The 22,153-nt window shown below is 69.8% G+C and carries 17 protein-coding genes and 2 pseudogenes; 9 read left to right on the top strand and 10 right to left on the bottom strand.

Annotated features, from left to right (window positions below; genetic code table 11):
• The first annotated feature begins 60 nt into the window (after positions 1-60).
• On the top strand, positions 61-1,209 hold the full coding sequence (locus E6W39_RS11950; RefSeq protein ID WP_181799225.1) for an RICIN domain-containing protein: 1,149 nt from the start codon (positions 61-63) through the stop codon (positions 1,207-1,209).
• Between the two features lie 491 nt (positions 1,210-1,700).
• Here E6W39_RS11950 and E6W39_RS11945 read toward each other — a convergent pair whose 3' ends face one another.
• From E6W39_RS11945 to E6W39_RS39285, 5 genes and pseudogenes are all read right to left on the bottom strand, one after another.
• Positions 1,701-2,078: a ricin-type beta-trefoil lectin domain protein gene (locus E6W39_RS11945; protein ID WP_228718653.1), complete on the bottom strand. Its 378-nt coding sequence runs from the start codon at positions 2,076-2,078 to the stop codon at positions 1,701-1,703.
• Between the two features lie 39 nt (positions 2,079-2,117).
• Positions 2,118-2,344: pseudogene (locus tag E6W39_RS11940) on the bottom strand (IS110 family transposase); the annotation flags it as partial.
• Between the two features lie 49 nt (positions 2,345-2,393).
• Positions 2,394-3,434 (bottom strand): tyrosine-type recombinase/integrase, encoded by a 1,041-nt coding sequence (locus E6W39_RS11935; protein ID WP_181799224.1) that lies wholly within the window; start codon positions 3,432-3,434, stop codon positions 2,394-2,396.
• 1,285 nt (positions 3,435-4,719) lie between these two features.
• Positions 4,720-5,289: an SMI1/KNR4 family protein gene (locus E6W39_RS11930; RefSeq protein ID WP_141633531.1), complete on the bottom strand. Its 570-nt coding sequence runs from the start codon at positions 5,287-5,289 to the stop codon at positions 4,720-4,722.
• 147 nt (positions 5,290-5,436) lie between these two features.
• Positions 5,437-5,598, bottom strand: coding sequence for a hypothetical protein (locus tag E6W39_RS39285; protein ID WP_181799752.1), 162 nt, complete (start codon positions 5,596-5,598; stop codon positions 5,437-5,439).
• Positions 5,599-5,899: 301 nt separating this feature from the next.
• On the opposite strand from E6W39_RS39285, the gene E6W39_RS11925 reads away from it, so the two are divergent.
• Positions 5,900-8,707, top strand: a complete 2,808-nt coding sequence (locus E6W39_RS11925; RefSeq protein ID WP_141633530.1) for a glycosyl hydrolase family 95 catalytic domain-containing protein — start codon at positions 5,900-5,902, stop codon at positions 8,705-8,707.
• Positions 8,708-8,751: 44 nt separating this feature from the next.
• A pseudogene (locus E6W39_RS11920) lies at positions 8,752-9,816 on the top strand (hypothetical protein); the annotation flags it as partial.
• 200 nt (positions 9,817-10,016) lie between these two features.
• On the opposite strand, the gene E6W39_RS11915 reads toward E6W39_RS11920, so the two are convergent.
• The 5 genes from E6W39_RS11915 to E6W39_RS11895 form a co-directional block, all read right to left on the bottom strand.
• Complete coding sequence (locus E6W39_RS11915; RefSeq protein WP_141633528.1) at positions 10,017-10,283, bottom strand: TroA family protein; 267 nt, start codon at positions 10,281-10,283, stop codon at positions 10,017-10,019.
• 386 nt (positions 10,284-10,669) lie between these two features.
• Complete coding sequence (locus E6W39_RS11910) at positions 10,670-12,985, bottom strand: glycoside hydrolase family 27 protein (protein WP_181799223.1); 2,316 nt, start codon at positions 12,983-12,985, stop codon at positions 10,670-10,672.
• A 152-nt stretch (positions 12,986-13,137) separates the two neighbouring features.
• A complete protein-coding gene (locus tag E6W39_RS11905) occupies positions 13,138-14,178 on the bottom strand; it encodes an ABC transporter permease (RefSeq protein WP_141633526.1) in 1,041 nt (346 codons plus the stop codon).
• A complete protein-coding gene (locus E6W39_RS11900; RefSeq protein ID WP_141633525.1) occupies positions 14,175-15,770 on the bottom strand; it encodes a sugar ABC transporter ATP-binding protein in 1,596 nt (531 codons plus the stop codon). Before E6W39_RS11900 ends, E6W39_RS11905 begins: the two co-directional genes overlap by 4 nt.
• A gap of 5 nt (positions 15,771-15,775) precedes the next feature.
• Positions 15,776-16,822, bottom strand: coding sequence for a substrate-binding domain-containing protein (locus E6W39_RS11895; protein WP_141633524.1), 1,047 nt, complete (start codon positions 16,820-16,822; stop codon positions 15,776-15,778).
• 180 nt (positions 16,823-17,002) lie between these two features.
• Here E6W39_RS11895 and E6W39_RS11890 point away from each other — a divergent pair, with 180 nt between their 5' ends.
• The 6 genes from E6W39_RS11890 to E6W39_RS11865 all read left to right on the top strand — a co-directional run bounded on the left by E6W39_RS11890 (position 17,003) and on the right by E6W39_RS11865 (position 22,136).
• Positions 17,003-17,770: an SDR family NAD(P)-dependent oxidoreductase gene (locus E6W39_RS11890; protein ID WP_141633523.1), complete on the top strand. Its 768-nt coding sequence runs from the start codon at positions 17,003-17,005 to the stop codon at positions 17,768-17,770.
• Positions 17,771-17,836: 66 nt separating this feature from the next.
• The gene (locus tag E6W39_RS11885; protein WP_141633522.1) at positions 17,837-18,553 is read left to right on the top strand and encodes a FadR/GntR family transcriptional regulator; all 717 of its coding nucleotides are present in this window, start codon (positions 17,837-17,839) and stop codon (positions 18,551-18,553) included.
• The gene (gene dgoD, locus E6W39_RS11880) at positions 18,550-19,695 is read left to right on the top strand and encodes a galactonate dehydratase (RefSeq protein WP_141633521.1); all 1,146 of its coding nucleotides are present in this window, start codon (positions 18,550-18,552) and stop codon (positions 19,693-19,695) included. Before E6W39_RS11885 ends, dgoD begins: the two co-directional genes overlap by 4 nt.
• Complete coding sequence (locus tag E6W39_RS11875; RefSeq protein WP_141633520.1) at positions 19,689-20,528, top strand: hypothetical protein; 840 nt, start codon at positions 19,689-19,691, stop codon at positions 20,526-20,528. Before dgoD ends, E6W39_RS11875 begins: the two co-directional genes overlap by 7 nt.
• Positions 20,529-20,547: 19 nt before the next feature.
• Positions 20,548-21,174: a bifunctional 4-hydroxy-2-oxoglutarate aldolase/2-dehydro-3-deoxy-phosphogluconate aldolase gene (locus E6W39_RS11870; protein WP_141633519.1), complete on the top strand. Its 627-nt coding sequence runs from the start codon at positions 20,548-20,550 to the stop codon at positions 21,172-21,174.
• Entirely contained in the window at positions 21,171-22,136 is a 966-nt protein-coding gene (locus tag E6W39_RS11865) for a sugar kinase (RefSeq protein ID WP_141633518.1), read from the top strand. Before E6W39_RS11870 ends, E6W39_RS11865 begins: the two co-directional genes overlap by 4 nt.
• The last annotated feature ends 17 nt before the right edge of the window (positions 22,137-22,153 follow it).

The raw sequence follows: 22,153 nt of genomic DNA, 5'->3' as shown, positions 1-22,153 counted from the left end.
CGTCGGACGACCCGACTCGCCCAACGTACCGTCGCGGGCGGTCTCCTGTCGGCCCTGGCTATGACGGGCCTGATCGCCGCGCCGCAGCGGGCGTCGGCGTACGACTGCTCGGGACAGGACAGTGTGGGCGGCGGCAACTGCGACTCGGCCCTGATCAACTCGATCGGCAAGATGATCGGAGGCTTCCGCAGCGCGGCCCTTACCGCGCAGGCCGACAACGCCGCGTTCACCCAGGGCATGGCCGGCCAACTGAGCGCTGCCGCACCCGGGTTCAACGTCATGGTGTTCAAGTACGACGGAACCGATCTCTACGACACCCTCATGTTCCACAACGACTACCAGGCGGACATGACCGGGGTGCTGGTCGACACCACCGTCAAGCTGCAGCACCACGACTCGGAGGGCGGCCCGACCGGCTACGACGACTTTCGCATCTGGGTCTTCTCGGGGGACTCGACATTCACCAACAACGGCGACGGCGGCTACGGGAACTGGGCCTTCGTCGGCAGCGACTCCGACCGCACCGTGACCAACACCAGGCCCTGCCTGCGCATCACCTGCTACGACAGCCAGCGGATCATCCACTTCCCCGCCCGCGACAGCACGAGCCCAGCCGTCAGCTCGGGCGACACACCGCCGACCGGCACGCCCGTCACCCCCGGCATCCCCGCCAACCCCGGCACGGTCCCGGGCGTCAGCACCGGCGGCACCGTCACCCCCGGCATCCCCGCCAACCCCGGCACGGTCCCGGGCGTCAGCACCGGCGGCACCGCCACCCCCGGCACCCCCGCGCACCAGGGCGGCAGCGGCAGCGGTACCGGTGGCACCCTCGCCGGTCTGCTCTACCCCAAGGTGAAGACCGGCCAGGGCCCGATCGCCACCGGTTCCGTCTCGGGCCCCTCGATCCTCGCCGGCACCAGCGGTGCCAAGAACTCCGGTTGGCAGTTCACCTCGGTGGGTGACGGCCGCTACGAGATCACCAGTGCGGTGTCCGGCCTCGCGCTGACCGAGAACACCAAGACCTACGACGCCGACGCCAGGTCGTGGACCGGTGTCGACGAGCAGAAGTGGCAGCTTGTCAGCCAGGGTGCCGGCCAGTACCAGATCCGGATCACCGACCAGGACTGCCTGACCTACGACGAGGACGCCAAGGCCCTCGGCGTCTGGACCTGCAACAACGCCTGGAACCAGCAGTGGAAGCTCCAGTAGGAGCCGGCTTGCCCCGACCCGGCGCCCGTCCGGGTCGGGACCCCGTCGGGTAGCTCCGCAGGATCTTGCCCGGCGCGTTGAGGATCGCAGCGGTCCTGCTGTTCCCGGTCGACCTGGCCCGTGGGTCGGCTGGTCGATTGCCAGGACCGTGGCCAGGGAACGTGCTCCCGGCCGGGGATGTCCTGCATTGCTGTCGGGGCCCGGGCGGCGGCGGGACGGCGGGCAGCACCGCGATCTCCTCGATCCGGCCGAGCCAAGCGTGTGGTGGGCCTGGGCGGCGTCCAGCGCATGGCGGGCCTCTCCAGAGAGGGACGGGCCGTTCCGACGGTGGCTGACCGACTCGCGGACTGCACAAGCGAGCGCGTGGCACGGGCCAGGAAGCGTGGTGGCGCGAGCCCGCGTGGTCGCGCGGCGGACCCGGCCACTCGGGCAGGGCGCAAGACCGGTCACGGCTGGGTGCGGGGCCTTGTCCTTCGGTCCGGTCCTCGCCGTTACAGGGCGTCCCCATACCACTGCTGGTTGCGCAGACCCGAGCAGCTCCACACGTCCAGCGGCGTGCCGTTGTTGATGTCGCTGCCGGCGATCTCCAGGCAGAACCCGGAGTTGGGGTTGCGCAGGGCGCCGCTGGAGTGCACCCACTTCTGGTTGACGGTGTTGTTGCAGTCCCACGGCTGGACATGGGTGCCCCAGGTGGGGCTGGAACCGAGGTCCAGGCACTTGCCCTGGACGACCAGGGTGCCGACACCGTCCGTGCCATGCGCGAAGACGATGCTCTGGGCGGCGGTGCCGTTGCAGTCCCAGATGTCGATCTTGTTGCTGTTGTTCGTACCGGAGTTGCTGACATCGATGCACTTGAAGCCGTTGTCCATGTTGGTCGTGATCGAGGACACCTTCCAGCCGGGCATACCACCGAAGTTGACGTTGAGTTGGGCGGCGGTCACGTCGGCGATTTCGAGGGCGCGCAGGGTTGGGGCATGGTGTGGGCGGCGTCGGCGATGACGTGGGCGTCGCGGTGGCCGGTCTTGGCCTCGCCGGGGTAGAGGTCGGCGATGCGGCGCGTGGCCAGGCCGGGCAAGTATGCGACCTCACAGTCGGCGTCGCGGGCAACCACCACTGGCAGGGCGCCGATCGAGGCCGACGGATGCGGAAGCGATCCAAGGTCCTCGTTCGGCGCTGCGCGGCCCCTACGCGGCCAGGCAGGAGATCGGGATGACCGTAGTGGTGCTGTCTGCGTGGAGGTTGTCCGCGTGGTCGAGGGCTTTGGCCAGGGCGACGACGGCGTCGTCGGCGGAGTCCTTGAGGAGGTGGCCGTAGAGGTCGACGGTGATGGCGAGGTTGGAGTGGCGCAGCGTCTTTGAGACGACGGCGAGGGGGATTCCGGCGGCGATCATGATGCTGGCCGCAGTGTGGCGCAGGTCATGCAGACCGATCCGGGGCAGGCCGAGTTCGGTGGTGCGCTTTCGGAGCTGGTCGAGGACCCACTGGGGGCGCAGGGGCTCGCCGTCGGGGCGGGCGAAGACCAGACCGTCGAGGCGGTCATCGGGGTGGGCGGCCATCTGGAGGGCGGCTTGGCGGTGGAGGGCGGCCATCACTCTGGGGGAGAGGCTGATCCAGGTGCGGCTGGCTTCGGTCTTGGGTTCGCTGAGGTGGATCTTCCCGTTGTTCACGGCGGTCAGGGTCCAGCTGACGAAGAGCTGGCGGTCCATGAGATGCACGTCGGACCAGTGCAGGGCGAGGATCTCCCCGCGACGCATGCCGGTGCCGAGCATGACCTCGAACAGGTCGGTGAGCCGGTCGGCGTAGCGCTCCGCGCTGTGGCGCAGGAACGCCGCAGCCTGGTCGGGGGTCCAGCAAGTGCGCACTGCGGCACGGGGCTTGGTCGGCACGGAGTGCTTGGCCGGGTTGTAACGCAGCCGCCACGTCCGCACCGCGTGGTTCAGGGCGTTGCGCAGCATGGCCACCGCGTGGTGCACGGTGGTGCGTCCGCGGCCGGAGGCGAGCTGCGCGCTCACCCAGGCGTCGATGTGCTTGGGCCGCAGGTCGACGAGCGGCATGCCGCCGAACGCGGGGACCAGGTCGCGCTCGATGCACGCTCGGTAGCCCGCCCAGGTGTTGGGGGCCAGCGCCGGCCGCTTCGACTCCAGCCACTCGTACAGGAACAGCCCGACGCGCAGCGTCCGGTCCTCGTACACACCCCGGTACTCGGCATCCAGCACCCGCGCCATCTCCCGAGCCGCCTCCGCCCGACTAGCGAACCCGCCCCGCCGCCGAGTCCTACGCTTGCCCTCCTCCCGGGCCAGGTCCACCGCATACGTCCACCGGCCATGGGTGATATCGGCAGCCAATCGCGGACACCACGAACCCAACTGCTTCCCGCTGCTCCCGTCCGTGCACCCGCACCGCCGATACACCCTGCCCCGCTTGGGACGCTGCGCCATGGGACTCCTCCTCGAGCTGATTGGTGATGGCGTGTCCAGAGTTGCGGGAGTGGTGGGTGTGTCGGCAGAGCGTGCGGAGCGGGGCGTGGAGCACAGCGAGATCGACTGGCCGGGACACGCGCTGGCGACACGCCGCGAGGGTGATCGCGGAGCACGTTCGGTGGGTAGAGCAGCTTGATCGCGCGGCATCGGCCCGCACGGGGACGCTGCTGGGAAGAGTGGCCGCGAACCGGGAGAGGGCAGTCTGCCGGTCGGTCGTGGGTTGTTGGACTCGTACAATCCGGAGCACGTGTGGTGCGGTGGCGGCGGGCCTCGGATCGGTCTTCGGAGTGCGCCACGGCGAACTCCGAGAATTTCCGTGAGCCCGCAGGGAATGTGGGATGTCGGGATTTACGGTGGCTATTCTCTGACTGGCCATCGGTCAGGGAAGATTGATTTCTACCGGCGGTGGCAGAGTCCCTGCCCGGCGATTTATGGGCGGTCGGCGGGAATCGCTGGATCCACGGTCGGAGTGGCGCTACCCTGAAGACATGAACGCCACTCGGACCCTCCGTCAAGCCCCTGGCTTGGGGACCAGCTGGGGACCACACGTCATGCGCGCTGCCGCACGAGGTGCGCGAAACGTGCTCATCTGCACACGCACGACGCGTGCGTGAGCGCATTTCAGGCAGGAATAGAGGAACCCTTCCTGACTGGGGGTCAAGGGGTCGCAGGTTCAAATCCTGTCGTCCCGACTTGCGAAACCGCAGGTCGTAGGCCGTTTCCGCTTCTGGCGGAAACGGCCTTTTTGATGTCCCGTCGGTTGGTGGTCGCAGTGTGGTCGCCGGGCCACATCGGCCAGGCGAGGGTCGGTTCGATCTCTTGTGGCGTCTGATGGACGGCCAGGCGATGGTGGGGGCGCGGGTTCTGGTGCCATGGGCGCCGGGCGCGGCATGCGGGCTGGCCGAGGTCGGCGCGGTCGGCGGCGTTGAGGGTCCAGGCGATGGCGTCGACGGCCGCCCGCTCCGCGAGACGGGTGAGTTCTAATGGTGACGTCGGCTATTGGAACTGTCTGAATGCCTTGGTCGGGGCGTCACATTCCGCGTTCGGGGCCGTGCCAGGGGACGGTGCGTTCGCCCGGGCTCATGGGGAGGTGTTTGAGCTTGACCGGTCCGGGATAGAAGTACGTTCCGTTCGGGTGGATGACTTCCTCGCCGATGAGGTGCCGGTGGAGCCACTCTGCGAAGCTCATGGCGTGTTCCCAGTACCCGCCTTCGTCCCGGTCGTGCACCACCACGCTCCAGCCGGGCGTCCGCGGACTACGGCTGAGGAAGACTTTGAAGCCAATGTCGGTCGACAGCGCGGGGATCAGGACTCCCTCGGCCCCGGTGTCAGGGTGCGGAAGGCCGTCCCAGTCGGCGTCACGGAATGCCTGCTCGGTCTGCCGGATCTCGTCCAGGAGGTTCCAGCGTTCGGTCGCCGGGTGATCGAAGGAGAGGTGGCTGTTGACTCGGATCGGCGCATACTCGTCGATGAACTCCTTGTAGTCTGACGGGAGTTCTGTTCCGATCTCCACCTCAAGGCGTGTCCAGCTCTGAGGGTCAGCGAAGCGACGGCCCCCCGGTCCCAGCATGGCGAAGACGGTCGGCAGGTGGTCGGGCATGGGGTGGCACCTTTTGTGGGGTGGCAGTAGCAGGACGGCGGACGGGCGGCGTGATCGTACTGAGCGGCTCCGACACGATGCCTCGCCCAGGTGGGCTGAGCATGGTTCGCAAGTAGCCGAAGATTCGCGCTGAGCTGCCGATCCTCGTCAGGTCGGGCCAGGTCGGTTGGTGCGGCGGCTGACGTCGGCGGCGTAGGTTGCCCAGTCGCCTGCGGAGAGGCGTTGCCAGGCGACGGCGACGTCGGTGTGGATGCCGAGGGTGCGGGCGAGGATCGCAGCGCAGGCTCCGTTCAACGCCGGTCTGGACACGTCCGTGATGCTCATCGCTGACGAACACGGCCATGCCCGTCCGGGTCGTGGAGGCCGGACGACCCCGCCCCACGGCCCCTGACGGAGCCGGGTTCGGCGGCCGTAGGCCACACGCACAGACGCTGGTGAGCCCCCGCCGCCTGTCCGGCAGGCGGTCGCGCGATTCTGCGCAGAGTTGTTGACTGTTGCTCATTTTAGCCCCATCTTTAGCACGTTCGAACATGTCTCCCCGTCAACTCGGCCCTGGACACACACACCCGTGGGTCGTGAGCGCCTGCTCGATCCCTTGTAGGAGGTCCTGATGTCGCAACCCCATCCCTCCCGCAGATCACTGCTGCGCGGAGCAGCCGCCCTCGGGGCACTGCAGGCGGTGCCGGCGCTGCCGACGTTCACCCCACGTGCCGCGGCGGCAACCCCGTCCACCGCGAAGGCGTTAGGTCCGGTGCCGGCCGAGCAGGCGACGGTGCTCTGGTACACCTCGCCGGGCACCGAGTCCGCTCTGATGGCGACGGGCCTGCCGGTCGGCAACGGCCGGATCGGCGCCCTGCTCACCGGCGACCCCGGGCACGAGGCCTACTACGTGACCGATGTGACCTTCTGGGAGGGCACGGCCAACGCATCCCTCGACTCCGGCGGGCAGTTCCCCTACGCCGCCACCGATTTCGGCACGCAGCAGCTGCTTGCCAAGGCGTACTTGAGCGTTCCCGCCCACTCGGGCTCCGCCGTCAGCGGCTACCGGCGGCAGCTGGACCTGAGCAACGGCCTTGCCTCGGTGTCCTACCAGGTCGGCGGTGTCAGCTACCGCCGTGACGTCTGGGCGAGCCATCCGGACGACGTGATCGTCATCCACCTGAGCCAGAGCGGCGGTGGCAGCTACACCGGTACGCTCAGCCTCAACGGAACCCACTCCGAACGCACCACCGTGAACGCCGGTTCGGCCAGGGCGTCGTTCACGGGCAAGCTCGCCAACGGCCTGGCCTACGCGGCACTGGTCCAGGCCACCGGCACCGGCGGCGTGATCAGCGCCTCGAAATCGGCGGTGACCTTCACCAACTGCACCGACGTCCTGCTCGTCATCAGCGGCGGCACGGACTACTCCCCGACGGCAGCGGGGTTCATGGACTCGACCATCGCGCCGGCGACGGTGGCAGCGAACCAGGTATCCCGAGCCGTCGGCCTCGGAGCGTCGGCACTGCTCGCAAACCACCTGGCCGACTACCAGCCGCTGCAGCAAGCGATGACGCTCAACCTCGGCCCCTCGACCGCTGCGCAGCGAGCGCTGCCGACCGACCAGCGACTGACTGCAGCGGCCGCCTCCGGCGCGGCACCGGACCCGGAACTGCACGCCGCCTACGTGCAGTTCGGCCGATATCTGATGATCAGCGGCTCCCGCACCAGCCTGCCCATCAACCTCCAGGGACCGTGGCAACTGGACAACTCGCCCGACTGGATGAGCGACTACCACACCGACATCAACGTGCAGATGGTCTACTGGCTCCCGGACCGGGCCGGTTTGTCGTCGTGCTACCAGGCCTTCGCCGACTACTGCGTCAACCAGCAACCGCAGTGGGAGGAGCACACTCGTGCACTGTTCAACTCCTCCGCCAACGGATTCCGCAACTCCTCGGGCCTGATCGCGGGTTGGACCATCGCGTTCTCCCTCAACATCTACGGCGGCCTCGGCTGGTGGTGGCACCCGGCGGGCAACGCCTGGCTGTGCAACGAGCTGTACACCCACTACGAGTACTCGCAGGACGCCGCGTACCTCGCCAAGATCTACCCGCTACTCAAGGGCGCCTGCCAGTTCTGGGAGGCACGGCTGGTCACCACCACCTACACGGATGCGGCCGGAGTGAGCCACACCGTGCTGGTCGACGACGCGGACTGGTCACCCGAGCACGGCCCGACGAACGCGATCGGCATCACCTACGCGCAGGAGCAGGTCTGGCAGCTGTTCGGGAACTACCAGGCCGCGGCCGCCACCCTCGGCCAGGACGCGGCCTATGCCGCGACCATCGGCGGGCTGCGGAGTCGGCTCTACCTGCCGCAGGTCAGCGACGTGACCGGGTGGCTGGAGGAGTGGATGACGCCGCAGGACCTGGACACTTCCGACATCACCCACCGCCACCTGTCGCCGCTGGCCGGGCTGTTCCCGGGGGACCGGATCACCGCCGACCAGAGTCCGGCGGAGCTGCTCACCGGTGTCACGAACCTGCTGACCGCGCGCGGCATGACCAGCTACGGCTGGGGTGTGGCCTGGCGCTCGATCTGCTGGTCGCGGCTGAAGAACCCGGCCAATGCCTACCAGTGCTTCGTCAATGGCCTCACTCCCTCGGTGAACGGCTCGACCGGGACTGCGGGGAACTTCCTCGACATCTACGGCGGGCAGGTCTTCCAGATCGACGCCAACATGGGCCTGCCCGCCGCCGTGATCGAGATGCTGGTCTACTGCCGGCCCGGCCTGCTTCAGTTGCTTCCGGCTCTGCCGTCGGCCTGGTCGGCTTCCGGCAGTGTCAGCGGAGTCGGCGTCCGCGGCGGATTCACCGTCGACCTCGCCTGGAGTGCGGGGCAGGTGACCTCGTTCACCTTGCACAACATCGGCCCGGCCAGTGCCACCACCACGGTGGCGTCGGGCGCGTGGAGCAGGCAGGTGACCCTCCCGCCCGGACAGTCGGCGACGTTCGACAGCTTCGTACTGGTCAACCGCGGCAGCGGCAAGGCCATCGACGACCCAGCGGCCTCGGGCGCCGCCGGGACAGGGCTGATCCAGTACTCGCGCGGCGGCGGGGCCAACCAGTCGTGGACGCTGCAACCCGCCGGGCCGGGTGTCTTCACGCTCGTCAACAGAGCCTCCGGCCTGGCGATGGACGTGTTCGGCGGCTCGACGTCGGACGGCGCCGCGATCATCCAGTGGACCCCGACCGGGGAGACCAATCAGCAGTGGACGCTGAAGGACGTCGGTGACGGCTACGTCAACCTGGTGAGCGTCCGAAGCCAGAAGGTGGTCGGCGTCGTCGGTTCCTCGCCGGCCGACCTCGTCGGCCTTGAGCAGGAAACCGGCACCGGTGCCGCCAACCAGCAGTGGCAACTGATCCTCGCCTGGGCCTGACCGCGCCCGGGGCCTGGTGGCCAGGGCGCCGAACGACAGCTTGAGTGCCAGTGGGCTTCTGTCGGGCTATACCTTCCGAACCGAACAGAATCACGCACGAGCTCGGCCGTCGACGCGCGCCATGCCCGACGGCCTCGCGAGAACCCGCAGGGGCGACAACTCGGAGGATCGGACGTGGCAATGGACATCAAACATACGACTCGCTCGGCACCGCCGCCCGAACCCAGGTGATGAACAAACTGTTCAACCGCAGTGCCGGCGGCATCGGGCTGTCCCTGATGCGCGTGCCGATGGGCTCCTCCGACTACACCGCCACACCGCCCACCTACTCGTATGACGACAACAACAACGTCGCCGATCCCACCCTGGCGCACTTCTCCATCACCCACGACCAGGCGTACACCATCCCGATCCTCCAGCAGGCCCAGTCGCTCAACCCGTCCATGAAGCTCCTCGCCAACGACTGGAGCCCGCCGGCCTGGATGAAGAGCAACGACTCGATGCTCGGCGCCAACGGCCAAGGCGCCCCCGCCGGCACCCTCAACAGCGACGACTACGGCCCCGCTCGCCCAGTACTACGTCAAATTCCTTACGAAACCGCCCGCATCCGCTTCTGGCAGCGCCTGCACCCGCGCGCGTGGCGACACTCTGCCTGGAGCGACCACCGCGGCCAACTCCCCACCATCGAAGGGACCCTGATCCGTCTCGACGTGGACCATCTGCCCTCCGGCGGCACCCCGAAGCCGGTTTGGCTGTGGTTCTCCGACCCCACACCCGCAGACGCGGACACCGACACCGCCTGGCATGCGTTCCTGCGGCGCTTCGACCTGGAGCACACCTTCCGCTTCCTCAAGCAGACCCTGGGCTGGACCCGCCCCCGCCTACGCGAACCCGCCGCAGCCGACCGCTGGACCTGCCTGGTCCTGGCCGCCCACACCCAACTCCGTCTCGCCAGGCCCCTGTCCGCAGACCTCCGCCGCCCCTGGGAACGACCCCAGCCTCCCGAACGCCTCACCCCCACCCGGGTCCGGCGCGGGTTCCGCAACATCCGCACGACCCTGCCCTGCCCCACAGCCGTTGCGAGACCCTCCCGCCCCGGGCCTGGACGCTAACCAGGCCAGCCCAATCGCCGCCGAGCTCCCACTTATGACGTCGGACTCGCCCTGGTCAGCGGCCAATAGCAAACACGCAGGCGAGAACCCGAACGCGACCCAAGATGATCACCGGAGGTAAAACAACAAGCTTAGGCTCACTGGCGCCATGTCTGGTTGCTGGGGTGCTCGCGGAGCAATGCGGAGGCCGGAATTGGCTACTGTGTGTAACCAATTAGGGATCTTTGTCTCGGTAGCCGAGCGGTGCACTTGATGGCGGCCAGCTCTGCCGCCGTCTCGGTGCGGATTGCCTGCGCCCGTTCCGGGATGTCCAGGGCGCGGCCGACGCGGTTCGCGTTCTCCAGCACGGGGCTGTAGGAGGTCGTCATCGCGCCGTCCTGGGGCAGGTTGGGAGTGCCCGCGGCCTGGGTGGCCTCGCTGAACGGCTTGCGTTCGTGCTTGCGCCGCCGGTTCTCGCTGCTCACTGCGAGGGGCTCGGCGGCGCTGGCTGAGCGGGTGTAGGTGCGTCAAGTCGTGACACATGACCAACTCCCATGCGCCTTAGGTGTCTTCAGCCGTGGCAGGGCGCCGATCCGGACAGCCGAATGATTTCCTACGCGGCTCCGGTTCAGCAGCCGCCGAGGGCAGCGAGCCGTTTCGCCAGTTGCCGGAGGCGATCGGTGAAGAGCAGGCCGACGGCGCAGGCGGAGGTCTGGTGCGGCGGGAGCTCTGCGATGGTCCTGGCGTCCCGGCCCCGAGGCGGACTGATGCTGACTGTCGCACTGCCCTCACGGCAGCGAGACTGCGCGCGGACGCCGCGTCCGGCACCGGAGGACACCGGTGCCGGACGCGGCGGACGGACGAAAGGACATCAGATGTGTACGGAGGCGGCCGGGCTGCTTGTCAGCGTCTGGGTGCTGTCCAGCTTCTGCCAGCTCCCGGACGGTCCGGCGCCGATGCGGTACCACTGCCACAGGCTGTTGTCGGTGCCGCGGGCGTAGACGTTGGCGCGGCCCGTGACCTCGGCGGCAGTCGGTGCGCCGACGATGACCTGGCTGCCGAGGTTGTACCAGTTGCTGGTCCAGCCGCCGCCGGCCGTCCAGTTGAGTTCGCCGACCGTGCCGCCGGTCTGTGCGGCGAACACGTCGAGCTGGCCGGGGCCGGCGCTGGCTGCGGCGGGGGACGAGGTCAGCGTGCCGCCGAGGCTCGTCCAGTCGGTCCACGTACCGCTGACGTAGCTCTTCTGCCACAGGGCGTTGTCGTTGCCGCGGACGAAGACGTCGACGCGGTTCAGGGACGCCACGGCGGCTGGGGTTCCGGTGAACGTGCCGGGGCTGGTGGTGTTCGGGCCGCCGAGGTTGGTCCAGTCGGCTGTCCATGCGACGTTCGGGCTGTTGGCCGCGCCGGAGTCGGGGACCTGCTGGTAGGTCTTCTGGTACAGGGCGCCGTCGGTGCCGCGGACGAACACGTCGATGCGGTCCTGCCCCAGGCTCGCCGCGGCCGGGCCGGCCGACAGGGTTCCGCCGAGGCTTGTCCAGGCGCCCCAGGCGCCGTTGGTGTAGCTGTCCTCCCACAGGGCATTGTCGCCGCCCCGGACGAAGACGTCGGTGCCGGACGGCGAGGACACCACTGCCGGGTCGCCCTGTATCGAGCCGGGGCCCGTGGAGCCGGCGACGCCCAGCGACAGGGACTGCCACGCCGACCACGAACTGCCGTTCCAGCTCTTCTGGTTCAGGCCCGATGCGCCGGCGGCGAGCACCGTCTCCGGCTTCTGCTCGGTGCCGCCGGTCAGCTTCAGCATCACCGACTGGTGGGCGGCCAGGGTGAAGGACAGGGAGCCGCTCTGACTCAAGGTGCCGAGGCCGGCGCCGGAGTACAGGTTCTGCACCGACGGGCTGCCCAGCAGATCCAGGCCCTGTGTCGTGAACGAGTACGTCGTGGCCGAGGTGCCGGTGTTCAGTAGCAGCACGGCCCGGCTCCCGGACGTCGCGAGCTGCTTGGACCACACCTGGACGGCGCCGTTGGTGAGGACCTTCTGGGCCTGGTGGTTGGCGCTGTCCTGGTCGACGCCGATGACGGCCGGGTTGCCGATGATGCCGGCGATGGCCGGGGTGAGGTTCGCGACGTCGGTCGACAGGACGAGCGGTGCGCCTTGAATGGCCCACATGCCGAAGTAGGACTGCTGCTCGTCGGGGGTGAGCCCGTAGAGCGTGCCGCCGCTGGACTGCTGCTGACCGGTGGTCGGGTTGGCGCCGAAGCCGGGGCCGACCAGCAGGTAGTCCGGGTCGTTGTACTGTCCGGTGGCTTCGTTGCTGGGGTGGTCGTTCAGCAGGAAGTTGTTCTGCACGTTGTCGAAGTTGATCCAGGAGGAGCCGCCGTTGGACGGGGTCCCGTAGCCGTTCGCGAGGGTGATGTCGCGTCCGGTGCGCCAGGTGCGCCCGGCCGAGGCGCCCCAGACCGATGGGTTGTCCGGGTCGCCCTGCCCCCATTCGCAGATCTCCAGGGCCATCGGGTGGGACACCCCGCCTGCGGTCTTGGCGCCGGCCAGCAGGCTGCCCCAGGCCTGGTAGTCGGCCATGGTCGAGCTGTAGGCCGACGCCACGCCGCCGCAGTGGTCGACCTTGGCCCAGTCGAAGCCCCACGTGGCGAAGGTGGTGACGTCGGCGGCCTCGTGGTTGCCGCTGCCGTTCGCGCCACCGCAGCCGCTGGTTCCGGTGTCGGTGTAGATGCCGGCGTTCAGCCCGAGCGAGTGGATGTAGCCGGTGAGGTCGCTCATGGAGTTCAGGGTCACGGACGGCACGGTGGTTCCGTTGGACAGGGTGACCGACTTGGTCCGGTAGCCCGACAGGAATCCAGTGTTGGGGACGATGTTCCCGTTGGCGTCGCGGCCGGCGGACCCGTTGGTCCACCAGCCGCCGTCCATGCCGACGTTCTTGTAGCCGAGGTCGGCCATGCTCTCGTGGTCGCCCGAGCCGTTGAGCGGAAGGTTGGCGTTCGGTGCGGCGAGGCCGGCGGCCTCGTCGGCGATGTTCTGCGAGGTGTAGTCGTTGTTGAAGAAGTACCACGAGTTCCAGCCCATCGGCGCCGTCGTGGCGCCGATGACGCCGGGCGGCACCATCGCCGCGGCGGGTGGGGTGGCGACGGTGCTCAGCGCCGTCAGTGAGACCGCGACCACGGCGAGGCTCAATGTGGCTCTTGCCGTGCGTGTGGTGCGCGTGTGGGGGGACATGCGGTCACGCTCCCTGGGGGTCGGGTCGCAGAGCCCGGATCGGCCCGGCGATGGCGGAGGCTGGCAGGGGCCCGCTGTCCGATGGAAGGAGCGGGCCCGCGGCCGGGTGGTTACGCGGGCAGCCCGACGGCGCGCTCGCCGGCGCGGCGCTGCTGGATGACGACCGCGGCGACCAGGAGGGCGCCCTGGGCGACGTTCTGCCAGAAGGCGTTGATGCCCTGGACGGTGAGGCCGTTCTGGAGGGCACCGAGCAGGGCGACGGCGAGGAGGGTGCCGCCGACGCCTCCCTTGCCGCCCTTGAGGGCGCAGCCGCCGAGGGCGGCGGCGGTGATCGCCTGGAGTTCGAGGCCTTCGCTGCCGGAGACGGGCTGGCCCGAGCCGGTGCGGGCGGTGAGCAGGACGCCGGCCAGTGCGGAGACCATGCCGCTGAGTGCGTAGACGGCGATGAGGTACTTGTTGAGGTTGATGCCGGCCAGGCGGGCGGCCGTGTCGTTGCCGCCGATGGCGTAGATGTTGCGGCCGATGTCGGTGTACTTCAGTAGGACGTGGACGGCGGCTGCGACGAGGAGCAGGAGCCAGACCATGACCGGCAGGCCGGCGATCTTGCCGCGGCTGAGGAAGACGAACAGGCTGTCGTTGAGGACGTAGCCCTGCGCCGAGCCGTTGGAGATCAGCTGTGCGACGCCCTTGTAGGCCGCCAGGCCCGCCAGGGTGGCGATGGTCGCGTTGACCCGGCCGTAGATGATGACGGCGCCGTTGAGCACGCCGATCACGGCGCCGATGGCGATGGAGGCGCCGATCCCGAGGAGGGGGTTCGAGCCGGTCGCGGTGAAGACCATGGCGCTGGTGACGGAGGCGAGGCCGGCCTGGGAGCCGACGGAGATGTCGAGCCCGCCGCAGATGATCACGACGGTCTGGACGACCGCGAGGAGGCCGGAGATCGTGACGGCTTCGGCGATGACCTGGATGTTGTCCCAGCTGAGGTAGTTGGGGTTGAGCGATCCGAACAGGGCGAGCACGAGGGTCATGGCGCCGATCAGGCCCAGGTTCTGGCCGCCGGCCTTGGCCAGCCAGGTGCGTGCTGTAGCGGCCGGCGTCGGTCGGTCACCGGTCTCGTCGGGCTCTCGGTCGACGGAGAGGGCGGTCGTCATCGGGTGCCTCCGAGGGCCGGGTCGGTTCCGGTGCGAGGTGCCGTGGTGGTCTCGTGCGGAAGGTCGGGGGTGAGGTCGTCGGCCATGGCGAGGGCGAGGATCGCCTCTTCGGTGGCCTGGGTGTGGTCGAGGTGACCGGTGACGCGGCCGTTCTGCATGACGATGACGCGATCGGCGAGGCCGAGGACTTCGGGGAGCTCGGAGGAGATCACCAGGATGGCGGTGCCCTGTCGGGCGAGGTCGGCGATGATCTGGTAGATCTCGGCCTTGGCGCCGATGTCGACGCCGCGGGTGGGCTCGTCGAGGATCAGCAGGGCGGGCTTGCGCGCGAGCCAGCGGGCGAGGACGACCTTCTGCTGGTTTCCGCCGGACAGGGTCCGGACCTCGGCCTCGATGGAGGGGGCGCGCACGCGCAGGCGGTTCGCGTAGTCCTGGGCGAGTGCCTTCTCCCGGCCGCGGTTGACGAACCGCCAGCGGCGCAGCCGCCCGAGGCTGACGAGTGAGGTGTTGTCGCGGATGGTGCGCTGGAGGAACAGGGCCTGGGCCTTGCGCTCCTCGGGGGCCAGGCCGATCCCGCAGCGGATCGCGTCGCGAGGTCCGCGCAGGCGCACAACGCTGCCGTCGACGCGGATGGTTCCGGAGCGTACGGGTGTGTCGCCGGCCAGCGCGAGGGCGAGTTCGGAGCGTCCGGCGCCGATGAGTCCGGCCAGGGCGAGCACCTCGCCGGCTCTCACCTCCAGACTCACGTCGTGGACGTCGTCTGTGGTGAGGTGGTCGACCTGCAGGACGACGCGGTCGGTGGCGACGTGCTGGCGCACGAAGAGGGTGGACAGGTCGCGGCCGACCATGAGGCGCACGAGTTCGCCCTCGTCGGTGGCCCCGGCATCGACGGTGCCGGCAACGGTGCCGTCGCGCAGGACGGCGATCCGGTCGGCGAGCCGGAAGATCTCCTTCATGCGGTGGGACACGTAGATGACCGCGATGCCCGCGTCGCGCAGTCGGCCGATGAGGGCGAACAGGGCGTCGACCTCGTGGTCGGACAGGGAGGAGGTGGGCTCGTCGAAGGCGATGGCCCGCGCTGCGGTGTCTCCGGTCAGCGCGCGCAGGATCTCCACCAGCTGCCGCTGTGCGGCGGTGAGTTGGGATCCGAGCAGGTCGGGGTCGAGGACCTTGTCGAAGCCGAGGCGTTCGAGGTCGGCGGTGATCCGGCGGCGCAGTTCGGCTCGGTCGAGCCGCCGTCCCGCGCGTCGGGGCAGGGAGCCCGCGTAGACGTTCTCGGCGACGGAGACGTGCGGGATGATCTCCGGCTCTTGCGGGATGATGCGGATTCCGGCCCGTCGGGCGTCGATCGGCGAGTCGAGGTCGAGGACCTGGCCGTCCAGCAGGACGCGGCCCTCGGTGGGCTGGTGGTCGCCGGTGAGGATTCGCAGGAGGGTGGACTTGCCGGCGCCGTTCTCGCCCATGAGGGCGGTGACCTGGCCGGGTGGGAAGTGCAGGGTGACGTCTCGCAGAGCCTGGACGGGGCCGAAGCGCTTGGTGATCGCTTCGGCCGCCAGCCCGGCCCCGGACGCCGCTGTGCTGGGGATGTTCATCTGGCTCAGGCGCACTTCACGCCGGCGGACTGCCAGGTGGCGGCGTCCACCATCGTGGTGGGGGCGAACGCCTCGGCGGGCATGTCCTTGCCGTTCTTGAGCTTGTCGTACATCGTCTGGACGGCCAAGGCGCCGATGTCGCTGCCGTTGATGAACAGCGAGGCCTTCATACCCGAGGCTGCGCCGGAACCCCAGTCCTTGCAGGCGAGGTAGGCGCCGAGACCGACGCCGATGATGTTGGCGGGGCTGATGTTGGCGTTCTGCAGGGCCGTCACGCCGCCCTGCACGTTCTCGTCGTTGCAGCCCCAGACGACCCAGTGCTTGACGCCCGGGTTGGCGGTCAGGGTCGCGGCGACCTTGTCCTGGGCACCGGTCGGGGTGTTGTCGGTAGCGACGTCGATGTTCTGCACGCTCGCGCCGGCGCCGCTGTTGAAGGCGTCCTTGGCGGCCTTCACCCGGTCGCCGCAGACGGTGACGTCCTGCTTCCAGGCGGAGATGACCCGGGTGTCGGCGGGGTTCCAGCCGGCCTTCTTGAACTCCTCGGCGGCGCGCTTGCCCACCTCGGTGCCCATCTGCTGCCCGGAGAAGCCGATTCGCGGGACGAGGTTGGCCTTGTCGCAGCTGGACGGGGTCGGGCTGTTCGTGCAGACCTGATCATCGGAGGTGAGCAGCGCGACCTTGGCGTCCCTGGCGGTCTGCACGACCTGCGGACCCACCGCCGGATCGGGAACGACGACGATCAGGCCGTTGGACTTCTGCGCGATCGCGGACTGCACCTCGCTCACCGTCTTGTTCGCGTCGTTGCCCAGGTTGACCACCTTCAGGTCGATGCCCAACTGTGCGGCCTTCGCCTTGGCGCCGTTCGCCTCGTCGATGAAGTACTGCTGGTCGCCCTGCTTCTGCAGGTACGTCAGCGAGATCTTCCCGCTGACCGGGGCGACCGGCGCCGCGCCGGCGGCACTCGAGGTCTGGCCGGTCGAACACGCGCTCAGGCCGAGAACGACAGCCGCGCCCAGGACGGCGGCAGCACCACGGGTGCGTGCAGTGATCATTTCGAGCTCCAGTGGGGGTGGGGGTTCTTCGGGGGCGAAGAGGAGGTGAGTGATCCGGAACTGTGACGGCCTGCGCCCCGTACGGCGTCTCGCCTGTCGTCCTGGGCTCGAATCCTGGGACCGGGCAGCCACCACTGTCAAGATATTTGCATAATTAATCACAAGCGGTACGGTGACGGCGTGACTGAGCAGACCTGTCGAAGATTCCGGGGCCGTGTCGCCCTGATCACCGGTGCCGCCAGTGGTATCGGCGCCGCCACCGCCCGGCGCCTCGCCGCCGAGGGCGCGGCCGTCGTGGCCGTTGACATCGCCGACGCGGCCGGTCGGGCTGTCGTCGAGACGATCACCAGGGAGGGCGGCCAGGCCGAGTACTGGCACGGCGACGTGACCTCGGCAGCGATGTGGGACGAGCTGGCCGAACACGTGCGCAGCCGTTACGGACGGCTGGACGTGCTGCACAGCAACGCCTACGCCGTCGTGGTCAAACCCGCCCACGAGCTGACCGAGGACGAGTGGGACACCCAGCTCGCGGTCACGCTCAAGGCCTCCTGGCTGGCGGTCCGCGCCTTCGCCGGGGACCTGCGGGACAGCGATGGCTCGGTGGTGCTCACCTCCTCGGTGCACGCGCTGATCGGCTTGCCGGGCCACCCCGCGTACGCCGCCGCCAAGGGCGCGCTGTGCGCGATGGGCCGGCAGCTCGCCGTCGAGTACGGCCCCAAGATCCGCGTCAACACCGTCGTGCCCGGACCGATCATGACCGCGGCCTGGGACCGGGTGGACGAGGCCGGACGGGCCGACAGCGTCGCCGAGACCGTCGCCAAGCGTTTCGGCCGGCCCGAGGAGGTCGCGGCAGCCGTGGCCTTCCTCGCCTCCTCGGACGCCTCCTACGTCACCGGCGTGAACCTGGTGGTGGACGGCGGCTGGTCCGTCGTCAAGGCTTCCTCGTAGACGTACGGAAGACCAATGTGCGGGCCGCGGGCCCGCACGCAGACAAGCAAGGGAGGGGCAGCCGCCATGAACCACCCGGTACGAGGCCTGCACGGACAGGCCGTCGAAGTCATCGGCGAGCGGATCATCCGCGGTACCTACGCCCCGGGCGCATCGATCTACCCCGACCAGATCGAGCAGGAACTCGGTGTCAGCAAGACCGTCGTACGCGAGGCGTTGCGGGTCCTGGCGTCCAAGGGACTGATCGACTCCCGCCAGAAGCGCGGGACCTTCGTCCGGCCGCGCTCCGACTGGAACCTGCTGGACAGCGACCTGCTGCGCTGGCAGGGCCTGGGCATCCCCGACGAGACCTTCCTCGACAACCTCGGCGAGGTCCGCGCCATCGTCGAGCCCGCCGGGGCCCGCCTGGCCGCCGAGCGCCGCGACGAAGCCGACCTCGCCGCACTGCAGGACGCGCTCGACCGGATGGCAGCCGCAGGCAGCGACGCCCACGCCGCCGTCGAAGCCGACCTCGCCTTCCACCGCGCGCTGCTGGCCGCCGCCCACAACGAGCTCCTCACCCGCATGGAAGTGGTGATCGAGGCCGGCCTGCGAGTGCGCGACCACATCGTGCACGGCGCCGACCACAGCGCCGACGCCGTTCCCGCCCACCGGGCCGTCCTGGACGCCGTGCGCGCCCAGGAGCCGGAGACGGCCGCCCGCGCCGTCCACGACCTGCTCGCCCAGGCCGCCACCGACCTCCACAACCTGATTGACGACGCCGACCGCGGAGAGACCGGATGAAGATCACATCACTGGAGACGTACCTCGTCGCCCCGCGCTGGCTGTTCCTGCGCATCGCCACCGACGAGGGGATCACCGGCTGGGGCGAGCCCGTCGTCGAAGGCCGCGCCGAGACCGTGCAGGCCGCCGTCCGCGAACTCGCCGAGTACCTGGTCGGCGAGGACCCGTTGCGCATCGAGCACCACTGGCAGACCCTCACCAAGGGCGGCTTCTACCGCGGCGGTCCGGTACTCTCCAGCGCGGTCGCCGGTATCGACCAGGCCCTGTGGGACATCGCCGGCAAGGTCCACGGCGTTCCCGTCCACCAGCTGCTCGGCGGCCACGTCCGCGACCGGGTGCGGATGTACGCCTGGATCGGCGGCGACAGCCCCGCCGACGTCGCCGAACTCGCCCAGGCCCAGATCGAGGCCGGCTTCACCGCCGTCAAGATGAACGGCTCGGCGCAGATGCGCCCGATCGACACCCCCGCCCAGACCCAGGCCGTCATCGACCGCGTGGCCGCCGTTCGCGAGGTCCTCGGGGACGAGCGCGACGTGGCCATCGACTTCCACGGCCGGATGTCCACCGCCATGTCCCGGCGGCTGCTGCCCCTGCTGGAGCCGTTCCACCCGATGTTCGTCGAGGAACCCGTCCTCCCCGAACACTGCCGTGACCTGCGAAGCCTCGTCGAATCGACCTCCGTACCGCTGGCCACGGGTGAGCGGCTCTACTCCCGCTCCGACTTCCGCGACGTGCTCGCCACCGGCATCGCCGTGGCTCAGCCCGACGTCTCGCACGCCGGCGGCATCTCCGAGGTGCGGCGCATCGCCTCCCTCGCCGAGGTCCACGACGTCACGATGGCCCCGCACTGCCCCCTCGGTCCGATCGCCCTCGCAGCCAGCCTCCAACTCGCCTTTGCCATACCGAACTTCCTCATCCAGGAACAGAGCCTCGGCATCCACTACAACCGTGGCAACGACCTCCTGGACTACCTGCTGGACCCCGAGCCGTTCCGCTTCACCGACGGCCACGCCAACCGGCCCACCGGCCCGGGCCTTGGCATCGACATCGACGAGGACGCCGTGCGCCGAGCCGCCGAAAGCGGGCATCGCTGGCGTAACCCCGTCTGGCACCACCAGGACGGCTCGTTCGCGGAATGGTGACCACACTGCCGCTGACCCTCCACACGGACCTGGCCCACGGCGGCCGGTGGACGTCCCTGCGGACCAGCGAGCGCGAATGGCTCTGGCGCCGCCCCGACCCGGCCCGCGCAACTGTCCGCCCGGGCGACGCCTTCGTCGACGCCGGCGGCCTGGAGGAGTGCATCCCCACCGTGCGCGGCGTCCCCGACCACGGCGACGCCTGGTCCCGGCCCTGGCAACGCGACGCCGACACCGACGTCCTGCAGTGCCCCGACTTCGTGCTGCGCCGACGTATCGAGACCGGACCGGTCGCGCTTCGCGCCCTCTACGAGCTGCACGCCGACCCGGGGTACCGGTTCCTGTGGGCAGCCCACGCCCTGCTCGACGTCACACCGGGCGCCCACCTGATCGCGCCCGACACCACGCCGACCCGGCTCTTCCCCGAAGCGGCCGAGCTGCTGGACCGGCCCTGGCCCAGCGGTACCCACCACCTCACCGGACCGTGGCCGGCACCGCACGGCCTGCGCCTGGACCGGCTCGGCCCCGACGACGGCACCGCAGTCGGCGCGATCCTCACCGACTGCGCGAGCGTCACGGTCACCGACGGCCCCGACACACTCTCCATGGCCCTGCACACCGACGCCGACGTCCCCGTCTCCGTCGCCCTCTGGCGCAACCTCCGCGGCTTCCCGGAATCGGCCCCCTACCGCAGCATCGGCGTCGAGCCCATGCTCGGATCCGTCTTCGACCTCGCCGAGGCAGGGCCCCACGACGCCGCGACGGTGCCGCCCGGTGGCACGCTGCGCTGGGAACTCACGATCACCGCGACCACCACCCGCACCAGCACACCCTGACCGACAAGGGCCTCACTCCGTGAACCTGACCGAACTGCCGTACCGGACATTGGCCATCGTGCGCGGCACTGACCGCGACGCGGCGCTGCGCACCGTCCTCACCCTCGCTGAGGAGGGCATCACCGCCGCCGAGGTGTCCCTCACCACCCCGGGCGCCCTCTGGGTGATCGAACAGGCCCGCCGTGAACTGGGCACCCACGCAACGCTCGGCGCCGGCACCGTCCTGACCCGCGAGGACGCCGACCGCGCTGCCGACGCCGGCGCGAGCTTCCTCGTCACTCCCGGCCTCGGCAAAGACCTGAGCCAACGCGGTTTCTCCGAACTGCCCATACTGATAGGTGCACTGACACCTAGTGAGGTGATCACCGCGAACGAGAGCGGAGCCCACGCCGTCAAACTCTTCCCGGCCTCGCTGGGCGGCCCCGGTTACCTGAAGGCACTGCGAGATCCCTTCCCCGCCGTGCCGTTCGTCCCCGTCGGCGGCATCGACGCCGTCTCCGCACTCGCCTACCTCGCCGCCGGCGCGGTCGCCGTGGGCGTCGGCTCACCCCTGGTCGCCGACGCCGCCGGCGGCGGCGACCTGGATGCACTGCGCGAGCGCGTCGCCCGGTGGCGCACTGCCCTGACCGAGGAGATCGCGGCATGACCGGCACGTCACCGCTCGATGTCGTGACCGTCGGGGAGACCATGGCCGCCCTGCGGGCCACCGGCTCGGTCAGGCTCGGAGCGCCGATGCAGCTGTCCGTCGCGGGCGCCGAGGCCAATGTCGCCATCGGCCTGGCCAGACTCGGTCACCGAGCCGGCTGGGTCGGCCGCGTCGGCGACGACGAGTTCGGCGCCCTCGTCCTGCGCACGCTGCGCGCAGAGCAGGTCGACGTCAGCCATGCGCACCTCGACACCGACGGCCGGCCCACGGGCCTGCTGGCCCGCGAGGACCGGATCGCCGACCTGGTCAGGGTCGCCTACTACCGCGCCGGGTCGGCCGGATCGGCCCTGCGGACCGCAGACGTCCTGCCCGCCCTCAACCCCGGCGTCCGCATCCTCCACCTGACCGGCATCACGCCCGCCCTGAGCTCCAGCGCCGCCGAGGCCGTCCGTGCGGCAGCCGCCAGAGCCGCGGAACTCGGCATCATCGTCTGCCTCGACGTCAACTACCGTGCCCGCCTGTGGTCATCGGCCGAGGCGAGGCAGGCCCTGCTGCCGCTGGCCCGGATGGCCGATGTGCTGGTCGCCTCCGCCGACGAACTGCACCTGGTCTCCGAGGACCCGTCCCTGCCCGAGCCCGACGCGGTCGCCGCGCTGCTCGCCCAGGGACGCAGCGACGTGGTGATCACCCGCGGCGGCGACGGCGCGAGCGTCAGCACCGTCCGCGGCACCGTCAGCGTGCCGGCCCGCAAGGTGCCCGTCGTCGATGTCGTCGGCGCCGGCGACGCGTTCGTCGCGGGCTACCTCTCCGGCCTGCTCGACGGACTCGAGGTCGAGGACCGCCTCCACCGGGCTGCCACCACCGGCGCCTTCGCCGTCACCACCCGCGGCGACTGGGAAGGCCTCCCCACCCGCCGCGACCTCGTCCTCCTCGACCAGCCCGCCGGCACCACCCTTCGCTAGCCCTCGGAGAACCCCCG

It is taken from the genome of Kitasatospora acidiphila (genome assembly GCF_006636205.1).
Lineage (GTDB): Bacteria > Actinomycetota > Actinomycetes > Streptomycetales > Streptomycetaceae > Kitasatospora > Kitasatospora acidiphila.
This window is presented reverse-complemented; position numbering and strand designations above follow the sequence as displayed.